Here is an 11,810-nt window from a genome sequence, read left to right as displayed (position 1 = left end):
CGCGCCGCCCGCGCGCCGGCTCCCCCTCCGGCTGGGCGCCCAACTTTGAGTACCCACCAACCATTTCCACCGCGCGAAAACGACTGGTGGCTACCCAAAGACGCCCTTCGCGCACAAAGGTGGGTCGGCGTGTCTTTGGGTAGCGGTGGGGCGCTTTGAGCACCCGCCAGGCACGGATTGCGGTGCGAAATGGTTGATGGGTGCTCAAAGAGGGCGGGCTACTTGGTCTCGCCGGGTTTGCCGGTGTGGTCCTCGGTGTAGCCGGGGCGGTCGGTGTCGCCGGGTTTGGGCGTGCCATCGGCAGGCGTCGTCTGCGTGGCGGCCGGGGGTTGTTTGCTTTCGTCCGGGCTGCTGGTGGCGAATGCTTGGATGCCGATGGCGCCGGCTACGAGGGCCGCGGTACCGAGGGCGAACGCGATGATCTTTTTCATGGTGCCTCCTTGGGGGATTCGCCGGGTTTTCCGGTTTGACTGGAACTGCCGGTTGTGGGGGTGGCGCTGAGTAGGGTGCCGTAGCCGATGACTAGTGCGGCGACGAGCAGAGCGGCGACAAAGGTGGAGCGGCGCATAGTTCCTCCTAGGGCAGCCATCACCAGGCGTAGTCCTCGTGATGGAAGTCGCGGGTCTTGACGCCGGCCCGGCGGGCGGCACGGCGGACTGACTTCAGCCACGGCACCGGGCCGCAGGCGAAGACGTCGCGGTGGGCAATGTCAGGCACACACCGCACCAGTACGGCGGCATCGGTACCGTCCATGTCTGCCGGCAACCACGACCCGTCATCGCGGCGGCGTCCCGGCAGCAGGATCAGCTCGACACCACGTTCCCGGGCCAGCTCCGTGAGTTCGGTCCGGAAGATCGCGTGCTCGGCATCGGTGTACCGGTAGATCAGCGTCGCGTCGCCGGGTCCGTAGTCGGTGTCCTCCAGCAACGCCCGGAACGGCGTGATCCCGACACCGGCCGCCAGCATCACCATCCGCGGGTGCCTGCGGCGGGCCGCGGTCATCGTTCCGTACGGGCCCTCGATCAGTACCCGCGTCCCGGCGGTCAGCGTGCGTGCTCGCTCAGCCCCGTCACCACCGGCCTCCAGCGTGATCTGCAGCCCGTCGGCGGTCGGGGCCGAGGAGATCGAGTACGGGTTTCCGCGCGTCCACCCCGGTCCGCCCAGGAACCGGAAGATGAAGAACTGCCCCGACTCGGTCCGGAGCCGCTGCAACTTCCGCCCCCGGAGAACGACCGAGAAAGCGCTCTCTGTCTCCGGAACGACCGCCTCGACGACCAGCCGGTGCCGCCCCGAGATCCACAACGGCCACAGCACCCGCCAGATCAGTACCGCGGCCAGCGAGCCGACGTACAGGATCCACCAGAACGCCCGCGTCCAGGCAGCGTGGAAATGCGTGCCGTCGGCAAGTTCGTGCGGGAGGACGAACGCCATTCCGAGATAGGAGTACAGGTGGAGCAGGTGCCACGACTCGTACCGCAGCCGTCGCCGGGCGATCTGGATCGAGGTGATCACCACGCCGATGATCAGCAGCGTGCCGATCGTTGCCCACAGCATCCATGAGTCGGTGACGAACAGCTGCCACAACGCACCCGCCCACTCCGCAGGCCGCCGCTGGACCCGATCGAGCGCGAACAGCGCAGTGTGCACCAGCGCCAGCCAGAACGACACATACCCGAGCCACTTGTGCCGGCGCGCGAGAACATCATGTCCCCACGACTGCTCGACCCACGGGATCCGCGCCATGAACAGCACCATCAACACCATCAGGACCTGCGAGAGCAGACCGGTGTAGAGGGCTTGGGATTCCAGCAGGTACTGCGGATAGACGAACGTCTGCAGCACTCCACCGTTGCGCGCCCAGATCCACGTCGTCAGCACGACCGCCGCGATCGCGAGCAAACCCATCAGGTCGGCAACCAACTGCGGCGCCCAGCGCTTCGCCCGGACTCGTGGCCGGCTCATCGTTTCCGTCATGCCCTCTACGATTCCGGCCCAGATTGTGGCCGGACTAAGAAAGCGGCGTCGTTCCAGCAGGAATGGTCAGCGGCTGAAGCCGGCGGTTAGGCCGCTGAGGAGTTGGCGGCGGCCGACGGCGTACAGGATGACGATGGGGAGGGTGGTCAGGACTACGGAGGCCAGCACCGCTGGGACGTTCACGCTGTATTGGCCTTGGAAGGTCCACAGCGCCAAGGGCAGTGTGCGTTGCTCCGGACTCTGCGTCAGGATCAGGGGGAGCAGGAAGCCGTTCCAGACGCCTAGGCCGTTGTAGATGGCGACCGTCACCAGCGCGGGACGAGTGAGCGGGAACGCGAGCTTGCGCAGCATCCCCCACTCTGTCGCACCGTCGACACGCATGGACTCGAAGAGTTCCTTCGGGACATCGCGGATGAAGTTCGTCAGCACCAGGACCGACAGCGGGATCGCGAAGGCGATCGACGGGAGCACGATCGCCAGCAAACTGTCGTACAGGCGCATCCGGATGATCAGTAGGTAGACCGGGATAATCGTTGCCTGCAAGGGAATCGCGAGGCCCATCAGGAAGAGACCGTTCGCCCCGGCCAGGAAGCGGCTGCCGGCGCCGCGGACGATGGCGTAGGCGGCGAGGAACGAGATCGTGACCGCTGGGATGATCGTGCCGGCCGTGACGATCACGCTGTTCACGAAGTAGCGCGGGAAGTCGGACTGGATCACCAGCAGGTAGTTCGCGGCCGTCGGAGCGTTCGGCAGAGCGAAGGGGTTCTGGCTGAAGTACGCCGATTGGTCTTTGAAGCTGGTCACGACGATCCAGTACAGCGGGACCATCACGATCACCAGCCACAACCACCCGGCCGATCCGCCGAGCCAGTTCAGCCGCACGAGCTTGCGCATATCAGGCTCCCTCTTGCTGACTGGCCGTCGTACTGCCGCCGAGCCGGCGCAGCAGCAACGCCAGCGCCAGACCGATCAGCACCAGCAGTACGGCGATCACACTCGCCGGACCCATCAGGTTCGCCTGGAACCCGCGTTTGTACATGTCCAAGGCCAGCACCCGCGTCGCATCGCCGGGCCCACCCGCCGTGAGCACGAAGATCAGGTCGAAGAAGGTCAGCGACCCAACCACCATCAGCGTCGACGACGTGATGATCGTGTACTTGAGTTGCGGCACCGTGATGCTGAAGAACTGCCGGATCCGCCCGGCGCCGTCGATCGCCGCCGCCTCGTACATCGAGGTCGGGATCTGCCGGACCCCACCTTGGTAGATCAGCGAGTGAAACGGGATGAACTGCCACGACACCACGAAGATCACCACCGCGACCGCGAGACCGCTCTCCCCCAGCCAGTCCTGCGTCAGGAAGCCGATCTTGAGCCCGGCGCCGAGCCCGAAGTTCGGGTCCAGCAAGGCTTTGTAGGTGATCGCGATCGCGGCCGAGCTCAGCAGCAACGGCACGAAGTACAGCACCGCGAGAAACCCGCGATAGCGCTGCCGCCCGGCCAGGAACGTCCCGATCAGCAGGCTGACCGGCGTCTGCACCGCCCAGGACAAGATCATGATCTCGAACGTCACCCAGATCGCATGCGGCAGTCCGGGATCGGACAGCACCGATCCCCAGTTCGCCATCCCGGCCGGGCGAATCGCCCCCAGCCCGTCCCATTGCGCGAAGCTCAGCACCAGTACGCCGATCAGCGGCAGCACGCCGAACACCACGAACATGAGCAGCGCCGGGAACACCATCCAGGTCACCGCACCCGTTCCATGGGACGGGCCGGTACGACGGGCAACCGCTCGGCCCGGGCCACCCGCCGTACCGGAGCTCACTTGCCGATCACCGCGTTCATGCTGTCGGCGAACTGCTGCGGTGAGATCGAGAGCTGGAAGAGTTTCGCGATGTTGTCGAGCAGCGTCTCGGCCTGGGTCGGGCTGAGCGCCTGGTCCCACGACTGCGCGAAGACCTTCGCGTTCGCCGAGGTGTCGTAGACGAATTTCAGCCACTCGGCATCGTTCTTGTCGGTGATCCCGGCCAGCCGATCCTTCGAGCTCTTCGCGACCGAGATACTTCCGGACTTCACCCACGCATCCACCGAGGCGTCGTCGATGGTGTTGTTGGCCAGGAACTTCTTCGCCGTCTCCTTGTCGGCCGCACTGGCCTTCGAGGAGATCGCCAGGTACTGCCCCGGGTTGCCGACCGTGTCGCTCGGATCGCCCTTGCCACCATCGACACCAGGGAAGTTCATGTAGCCCAGATGGCCGCCGGTGACGAAGTCCCCACCAGAGGACTTCATGTTCCCGTAGGTCCAGGCGCCGTGCAGCATCATCGCGGCCTTACCGGTGAACAGCAGCGCCTGATCGGCGTTCGAGTCGGCGGTGATCGAGGAGAACCCCTTGATGAAACCGCCGGCCTTGATCAGCTTCTGCATCTCGTCGAGCGCCTTCAGCGCGGACGGATCGGACCAGCCGTTCGCCCCGCCGTCGAAGATGTTCTGGAAGACCTCGCTGCCGCCGATCCGGTCGAACAGGAACTCCAGCCACATCATGTTGGTCCAGCGCGACTGCCCACCGAGCGAGAACGGCGCGATCTTGGCGGCGTTGAACTTCGGCACCAGATCCATGATGTCGCCCCACGACTGCGGCGGCTGCGCCCCGATCTTCTCGAAGGCACGCTTGTCGTAGAAGAGCACGATCGGCGTCGTGGTCTCGACCGGCATCGCGTAGATCTTCCCGCCGACCGTCGCCGCCCCGAAGGCCGACGGGAAGATCGAGTCCTTCAGCGCCGTGTTCTGCCCGAAGAAGTCGCTCAGATCCTCGACCTGGCCGGCATCCACGTAGCTCTTCAGCCCGCCGCCACCCCAGCCCCAGATCAGCGTCGGCCCTTGCCCGGCGCCGATGGCGGTCTTGATCTTCTGCTTGAACGCGTCGTTCTGGAAGGTCGTGGTCTTGAGCTGCGTCGCCGAGTTCGCGTCGTTGAACCGCTTGACCTGCGCCTCCCGGATCGCCTGCTGCGGCTGTCCGGTGAGGAACCAGTACGTCGCCCCGTCGCCGGCCGCACCAGGTGTACTGCTCTTCGGCCCGGACGTACCGCAGGCCGCGAGCGCACCCACCGCGGCCAAGCTCAGAAATGTCCGTCGGGACGCTTTTATCGGCTCCACTGTGATCTCCGTCTCCCTGAAGGTGTTTCGTAACGTAGGTTTCGGAGAAACACCTGTCAAGGCTTGTCAGATCCTTCGAAACTTTTCGATAATCTGCTGGCTACACGAATGAGGAGGAACGAGATGCCACGTCCGAAGTCCGCGGTCACCCTTGCCACCGTCGCCAAGAACGCCGGGGTCTCGATTGCCACCGTCTCCAAGGTCCTCAACGGCCGCAGCGACGTCTCCTCCGCCACCCGGGCCCGCATCCAGGACCTGCTCACCCAGCACGGTTACGTCGGCCGCCGCCCCGACACCGTCGTCCGGGACGCGGTCGAGCTCTTCTACCAAGGGGCCTTGAACAACTACTCGGTCGAGGTCATCCAGGGTGTCGTCGAGGCCGGTCAGGCCGCGAACGTCGACGTCGTACTGAACGCGCACCCGCGCCACGAGACCACCGTGACGGACCGCGCCAACCGCTGGATTCGCGAACTCATCGCCGGTAGCCGCCGAGCAGCCATCGGCATCACCAGCGAGCTCACCGATGCCGACCTGGCCGCACTGTCGCGAGCCCGGCTTCCCTTGGTGGTCATCGATCCGGCCAACATCCCCGAGCCGGACGTGACCAGCGTCGGCTCAACAAATTTCGCCGGCGGCCGAGCCGCGACCCAGCACCTGCTCGACCTCGGGCATCGGCGGATCGCCTACCTCGGCGGCCCACCCACGTCAGGCTGCAACCAGGCGCGTCTGAGCGGCTTCCGCAGTGCCATCGAGGCCGCGGGCGAAACCGTGCCGAAGGACTACATCTGGCAACGCGACTTCCTGTACGACGACGGCGTGGCCGGCGCCTCCGTCCTCTTCGACCTCCCGGACCGCCCGACCGCGATCTTCGCCGGCAGCGACGAGTCGGCGCTCGGTGTGATGGAGGCAGCCCGCGCCCGCGGTCTCCGCATCCCCGAAGACCTCAGCGTCATCGGCTTCGACGACACCCAAGTCGCCCGCCTGGCCTCACCTCCGCTGACCACCGTCAAACAACCCTTGCGCGAAATGGGTGCGGTCGCCCTACGCACCGCATTGAGACTCGCCGCCGGCGAAACAATCGACTCCCACCACGTAGAACTAGCCACCACCCTCATCATCCGCGGCTCCGCCGCCACCCTCTGACATTCGGCATTGCTTGCGGATTACCCCGGGAATAGCTACCGTTGGGTGTTTGTGTCTGAAACAAAAAAAGTTGCCCTCGTGGGGCAACTAAGACCAGATTATCAGACAGCCAAGGGTTTCGCAAGATCGGGGACGGCGTGACGGATCAGTTGCTGGCACAGGAAATCGGCGAAGAGCAAGGCCACGTGACGACCATGTACGAAAGGCTTGATGTATTGCGCGAAAGGGCACGCGGCGAGCTCGAGCGGGTTCAAGGGGAGAACACCGTCGATAATCTTCAGGGGTACAGTGAACGCGAATCGTTCACCAATCTTTTCTCCGGCCGTTTCGCCCAACTCTCGTCGGTGGAGCGCGGTCTGTGTTTCGGCCGGATCGACGAGACCGGCGGCGAGCGGTTCCATATCGGGCGGATCGGGTTGTTCGATGAGGAGTACGACCCGCTCCTGATCGACTGGCGGACGCCGCTCGCGCAGTCGTTCTACCGGGCCACCCCGGCTGCGCCGCTCGGCGTGACGCGTCGCCGGCACATCCGGCTGCACGGGCGCACGGTGATCGGTGTCGACGACGACGTACTGGACCTTGATGCCTTGCAGGATGCCGACCGCAGCACGCTGATCGGCGAGGCTGCGCTGATGTCGTCGCTCGGCGCGAACCGGACCGGCCGGATGAACGAGATCGTTGCGACGATCCAGACCGAGCAAGACGAGATCATCCGCTCCGAATTGCCTGGCGCATTGGTTGTCCAGGGCGGGCCCGGCACCGGGAAGACCGTGGTGGCGCTGCACAGAGCGGCGTACCTGCTCTACACGCATCGCGAGCAGCTGGCGCGGACCGGCGTACTGGTGGTGGGGCCCAATACGACGTTCCTGCGGTACATCGATCAGGTGTTGCCGTCGCTCGGTGAGACCGATGTGGTGCTGGCAACGGTTGGTGAGCTGTATCCAGTCGTCGAAGCGACTGGGGCGGAAAGCGCGGCGGCTGCGCGGGTCAAAGGCGATCTGACAATGGTCGACGTGCTCGCGCAAGCGGTGGCGAACTTTCAGCGCGTCCCGGACGCGCCGATCGAGTTCAAGGTCGATCAGCATGAGCTTGTCCTGCGGCCGGGCGCGGTCCGGAAGGCGAAGCAGAAGGCGCTCGAGTCCGACGAGCCGCACAACCCGGCCCGCAAGATCTTCGTCCGGCGCATCCTCAAGGTCCTCACCGATCAGGTCATCGACAAGATCGGTCGCCAGTACGTCGGCGAGGAGGACATCGAGGATGTCCACAAGGAACTGGCCGAAGACGACCGTGTGCAAGGGATTCTCGATCACCTGTGGCCGGAGCTCACGCCGCAACTGCTGGTCAGTGTGCTGCTGTCGTCGGCCGAACGTCTGACCGAAGCGGCGCCGCAGTTGAGTGAGGCCGACCGGACCGCGATCCTCCGGCCGATCGACGCGCCGTGGACAGCATCCGACGTACCGCTGCTCGACGAGGCAGCCGAGCTGATCGGCGAGCTCGACGCAGCCGTCTCCGCCCGGCGACAGCAGGCTGCTGCGGCAGAGGCCGAAGCGGCGGACGCCTGGAAGTACGCGCGGGAAGTCGTCCAGGTCCAGCTGGAAGCGACGAACATCGTGGTGATGCCCTGGGAGATCGAGCAGTTCGCCAACCTCGTGCATCGACGGACACAGCTGGTCGACAACCCTGGCACGGTTTCGGAGCGCGCTTCCGCGGATCGCAGTTGGGTCTTCGGCCACATCATCGTGGACGAGGCACAGGAGCTGTCCGCGATGGATTGGCGGCTGTTGATGCGCCGATGCCCGCGGCGCTCGATGACGCTGGTCGGCGACATTGCCCAGACCGGCACGGACGCCGGGGTGAAGTCCTGGGCCGAACTACTCGACCGGTACGCGCCGCGACGCTGGCGAAGCGCCGAGCTGACCGTCAACTACCGCACGCCGACGGAGATCATGACGGTCGCGGGTGGCGTGCTCGCCGCGATCGACCCGAATCTTCGGCCGCCGATCTCGGTTCGCGAAGGTGACGCCGAGCCGTGGCTCCGCGCCGTACCGGCTGCTGAGTTTGCCGATGCCTTGACGGCCGCGATCAAGGCCGAGCGGGAGGCGATCGGCGACGGGCGGCTCGCCGTGCTCGTGCCGAGACCCCGGTACGACGAGCTGGCCGCCATACTGGAGGATGTTGCCCGTAGCAATGATCCGGCGATCCTCGATGCGCCGGTCGCACTGCTTGATGCCACCCAGGCCAAAGGCCTCGAGTTCGACTCGGTCCTGATCGCCGATCCGGCGGGCATCATCGCCGAGTCGGATCGAGGCCTGTCTGATCTGTACGTCGCCGTCACCCGCGCCACCAAACGCCTTGGTGTGCTGGCCGACGGCGACCTGCCAGAGGTGCTATCCGGCCATCGCCAGTGACTCTGTGGCCTTCGTCAGGACCGTGCCCAGCAGGGTGCGGTCCTGAACGCGGCCGCCGACCGTCACCTCGGCGCTCGCAGTCTTGTCGCCGTGGAAGCCGATGTAGCGTGTCGCCACCCAACGGGTCTGCGAACCGCTCCGATAGGTGTAGACGAGCGTCGAGATCCGCAGCGGTCCTTGCTGCATGGTCGACTTCATCGTGCCGTTCTGCAGGCCGATGATCTTCAGCCCCGGTGTGCCCTTGAGTGCCTTCTGCTTGTTCAGCGCAGCCGTTGCCGTGCCCGGGTGACTGTCCAGATCGGTGTCGATCCGGATCATCCGCGGCACGGAAGTGTCGGTGAAACGGCCTTCGCCGTTACCCAGCCCGGTGTACTTCCAGGACTTCGGGAGCACTGCGGAGCCATGACATCCGTACTCCGGGTCACAGTCGAAGTACCGGCTGCCGAATGCCAGGCTGTTGCCAGCGGCAACGGCCGGCGCCGCCCCCGCCAGCGCCACCACCGTCGTACCGAGCGCGGCCAGACCGGCCATCAATCGCTTCATGCTCTTCCCCCAACTGTTGTTCTTTGCCGGTGAGACGCAGGTCACGAACTATTGGTTGGATCTTCAGCAAACTGTGAGAGCGCGATCACGGTGGGTGAGATCGCGCGTCGAATGTGTTAATTCCGTGATCTCAAGCCTGCCGAAGCCCCCCGTCCTGCCGTACTGTGCCGGACCATGCACAGAAGTGAGCCGGCGCGCCCGCATGCCCTCCGCTCGGTGCTCCTCTTCCTGCTGGTGAGCGCACTTTCCGGCGCTCTCGTGGCCGGTCTGGCGCTCCCGCTGGCCGGTCTGGCAGGCGTGACCACCGAGACCGCGCACAACACCGTCCAGTACCTCCCGCAGGACCTGGAGATCGCTCCGACGCGGCAGGCGACGGTCATCCTGGCGAACGACGACTCACGGATCGCGACTCTGTACGAGGAGAACCGGACCGAGGTCACGCTGAAGCAGATCAACCCGATCATGCTGAAGGCGATCGTGGCGATCGAGGACGACCGGTTCTACGAGCACGGTGCGCTGGACGCGAAGGGCACGCTGCGCGCGCTGCTGCGCAACCAGTCCGGCGGTGGGGTGTCGCAGGGTGGCTCCAGCATCACCCAGCAGTACGTGAAGCTCAGCCTGGTCGCGAAGGCGAAGACGCCGCAGGAGCGGCAGGCCGCGACCGCCGACAGCTACGAGCGCAAGTTCACCGAACTGCGCTACGCGATCGCGGTCGAGCAGAAGGTCGCCAAGGAGGAGATTCTCCGCCGCTACCTGAACCTCGCCTTCTTCGGCGGCCGCTCGTACGGCGTCGAGGCCGCGGCGAAGCACTACTTCGGGGTGCCCGCGTCGAAGCTGAACCTGCAGCAGGCCGCTTTGCTGGCCGGCCTGGTGAAGAACCCGGTCGGCTATGACCCGACCGACAACCCGAAGAAGGCCAAGACCCGGCGGGACACTGTGCTGGTCCGGATGCGGGACCTCGGCATGATCAGCGCGAAGCAGGCGACGGCGGCGATGAAGACCGCCGTCATCGATCCGCGCAAGGTGCAGGTCGTGCCGAACGGCTGCGCGAGCTCGCCGTACCCGTTCTTCTGCGATTACGTCAGGGCGAAGCTGAAGGAGAATCCGGTCTTCGGCAAGACCAAGGACGACCGCGAGGACTACATCCAGACGGCCGGCCTGACGATCCGGACCTCGCTCGACCCGAAGATGCAGGCCGCCGCGCAGAAGTCCATCGACCAGCACTCAAAGCCCACCGACAGCGCGGTCGCCGCGATCACCGTCGTCGAACCGACCACCGGTCTGGTCAAGGCGATGGCGCAGAGCAAGCCGTACGGGTTCAAGAAGAACCAGACGGCCTACAACTACAACGTCGAGAAGTCCTACCCCGGCGGGTTCGGCGGGTTCCAGAACGGATCGACGATGAAGGCGTTCACCATCGCCGCCGCGATCCAGAAGGGCGTCCCGCTCAACTACCGGATCAACTCCCCGCAGGTGCTCGACATGAGCGGGCAGGACTTCAAGACGTGTACCGGCGTCACCTCTGACCCCGACTACACCCCGAAGAACTCGACCAGGACCGTCCCGGACCCGTCGATGATCGACGCAGCGCGCGCCTCGACCAACACCTACTTCCTGCAACTGTCCCAGCAGGTCGGCCTGTGCCCGATCGCCACCCTCGCAGCGAAGATGGGCATGCGTGACGCCCAGACCGAGGACCCCCTCGAGCAGGTGCCGTCGATGACACTGGGCTCGGCCGGTCTGATCACGCCGATGATGATGTCCAGTGCGTATGCGACGTTCGCGGCCCGCGGCGTGTTCTGCAACCCGCAGGTGATCACCGCGGTCGCCAGCGTCCGTGGCAAGTCGATCGCGACGCCCGGCCGCAGTTGCAAGCCGGTGATGACCCCGCAGGTCGCGGACGGCGTCAACTACGTGCTGCACCAAGTGATGGAGCCGGGCGGCACCGGCGGCAAGCTGAAGTTCGGCCGCAGCGATCTGGGCGGCAAGACCGGAACCACCGACGACAACAAGGCCGTGTGGTTCGCGGGCTACTCGTCGAAGTACGCGGCCGCCTCCGTGGTCGCCGACGCGACGCCGCCGGCCAGGAACCTGATTGGTCAGACCTTCAACGGCCGGAAGCTGCGCGACGCCTCCGGCTCCGGTACGGCGGGTCCGATCTGGGAAGCCGTGATGCGCAGCATCCTGAAGGGGCTCCCGTCGTCGAAGTTCGTCCAGCCGGACGAGAAGACGATCCGCGGCAACGTGAAGGACCTGCCGGCGGTGAAGGGGATGACGCCGGAGCAGGCGACCGCCCAGCTCGAGGCGCTCGGCTTCAAGGTCGCGATCGCCGAGACGCAGGTCGACTCCGACGCAGTCGCCGGCACGGTCGCCTACACCAGCCCGCGCACCGAGGACGGCGCCCTACCTGGCGCGACGGTCACGCTCTGGCTGTCCAACGGCAGCAAGGTGCCGCCGCCGGTCACTCCCCCGGTGACACCCGGCATCCCGCCGGTAATCCCGCCGAACGGCCCGCCGCCGACGAAGCCGACCGGCCACGTCCCCTGCCCGCCCTGGAATCCGAAGTTCCCGAACTGCGGCGGGCGTTGACCC

Annotated in this window: 9 protein-coding genes; 3 read left to right on the top strand and 6 right to left on the bottom strand. The window is 65.9% G+C overall.

Going from position 1 to position 11,810, the window contains the following annotated elements:
* Window positions 1-218 precede the first annotated feature (218 nt).
* The 5 genes from E1263_RS11510 to E1263_RS11490 all read right to left on the bottom strand — a co-directional run bounded on the left by E1263_RS11510 (window position 219) and on the right by E1263_RS11490 (window position 5,076).
* Window positions 219-431: a hypothetical protein gene (locus E1263_RS11510; protein WP_132167223.1), complete on the bottom strand. Its 213-nt coding sequence runs from the start codon at window positions 429-431 to the stop codon at window positions 219-221.
* A 157-nt stretch (window positions 432-588) separates the two neighbouring features.
* Window positions 589-1,974, bottom strand: coding sequence for a ferredoxin reductase family protein (locus E1263_RS11505; protein ID WP_132167222.1), 1,386 nt, complete (start codon window positions 1,972-1,974; stop codon window positions 589-591).
* A gap of 66 nt (window positions 1,975-2,040) precedes the next feature.
* Window positions 2,041-2,868 carry a carbohydrate ABC transporter permease gene (locus E1263_RS11500; RefSeq protein ID WP_132167221.1) on the bottom strand — a complete coding sequence of 276 codons (828 nt, stop codon included), beginning with the start codon at window positions 2,866-2,868 and terminating at the stop codon, window positions 2,041-2,043.
* Window position 2,869: 1 nt separating this feature from the next.
* On the bottom strand, window positions 2,870-3,712 hold the full coding sequence (locus E1263_RS11495) for a carbohydrate ABC transporter permease (protein WP_132167234.1): 843 nt from the start codon (window positions 3,710-3,712) through the stop codon (window positions 2,870-2,872).
* An 80-nt stretch (window positions 3,713-3,792) separates the two neighbouring features.
* Window positions 3,793-5,076 carry an extracellular solute-binding protein gene (locus E1263_RS11490; protein WP_238161188.1) on the bottom strand — a complete coding sequence of 428 codons (1,284 nt, stop codon included), beginning with the start codon at window positions 5,074-5,076 and terminating at the stop codon, window positions 3,793-3,795.
* A 171-nt stretch (window positions 5,077-5,247) separates the two neighbouring features.
* Between E1263_RS11490 and E1263_RS11485 the strand changes: the two genes are divergently transcribed.
* Entirely contained in the window at window positions 5,248-6,267 is a 1,020-nt protein-coding gene (locus E1263_RS11485) for a LacI family DNA-binding transcriptional regulator (protein WP_132167220.1), read from the top strand.
* Window positions 6,268-6,404: 137 nt separating this feature from the next.
* Window positions 6,405-8,675 carry a HelD family protein gene (locus E1263_RS11480; protein ID WP_238161187.1) on the top strand — a complete coding sequence of 757 codons (2,271 nt, stop codon included), beginning with the start codon at window positions 6,405-6,407 and terminating at the stop codon, window positions 8,673-8,675.
* On the opposite strand, the gene E1263_RS11475 is transcribed toward E1263_RS11480, so the two are convergent.
* On the bottom strand, window positions 8,655-9,218 hold the full coding sequence (locus E1263_RS11475; protein ID WP_132167219.1) for a hypothetical protein: 564 nt from the start codon (window positions 9,216-9,218) through the stop codon (window positions 8,655-8,657). The genes E1263_RS11480 and E1263_RS11475 overlap by 21 nt on opposite strands.
* 174 nt (window positions 9,219-9,392) lie before the next feature.
* On the opposite strand from E1263_RS11475, the gene E1263_RS11470 reads away from it, so the two are divergent.
* Window positions 9,393-11,807, top strand: a complete 2,415-nt coding sequence (locus tag E1263_RS11470) for a penicillin-binding protein (RefSeq protein WP_132167218.1) — start codon at window positions 9,393-9,395, stop codon at window positions 11,805-11,807.
* Window positions 11,808-11,810 lie beyond the last annotated feature (3 nt).

It is taken from the genome of Kribbella antibiotica (assembly GCF_004349055.1).
In the GTDB taxonomy this organism is placed as follows: domain Bacteria; phylum Actinomycetota; class Actinomycetes; order Propionibacteriales; family Kribbellaceae; genus Kribbella; species Kribbella antibiotica.
The sequence above is the reverse complement of the archived record's forward strand: the minus strand, read 5'-3'. Positions and strand labels throughout refer to the sequence as shown.

What these genes read in the sequence shown, in the direction of transcription:
- E1263_RS11500 (WP_132167221.1), bottom strand. Translation starts at nt 2,868, where the DNA reads ATGCGCAAGCTCGTGCGGCTGAACTGGCTCGGCGGATCGGCCGGGTGG.
- E1263_RS11510 (WP_132167223.1), bottom strand. Translation starts at nt 431, where the DNA reads ATGAAAAAGATCATCGCGTTCGCCCTCGGTACCGCGGCCCTCGTAGCC.
- E1263_RS11475 (WP_132167219.1), bottom strand. Translation starts at nt 9,218, where the DNA reads ATGAAGCGATTGATGGCCGGTCTGGCCGCGCTCGGTACGACGGTGGTG.
- E1263_RS11485 (WP_132167220.1), top strand. Translation starts at nt 5,248, where the DNA reads ATGCCACGTCCGAAGTCCGCGGTCACCCTTGCCACCGTCGCCAAGAAC.
- E1263_RS11495 (WP_132167234.1), bottom strand. Translation starts at nt 3,712, where the DNA reads ATGGTGTTCCCGGCGCTGCTCATGTTCGTGGTGTTCGGCGTGCTGCCG.
- E1263_RS11505 (WP_132167222.1), bottom strand. Translation starts at nt 1,974, where the DNA reads ATGACGGAAACGATGAGCCGGCCACGAGTCCGGGCGAAGCGCTGGGCG.
- E1263_RS11470 (WP_132167218.1), top strand. Translation starts at nt 9,393, where the DNA reads ATGCACAGAAGTGAGCCGGCGCGCCCGCATGCCCTCCGCTCGGTGCTC.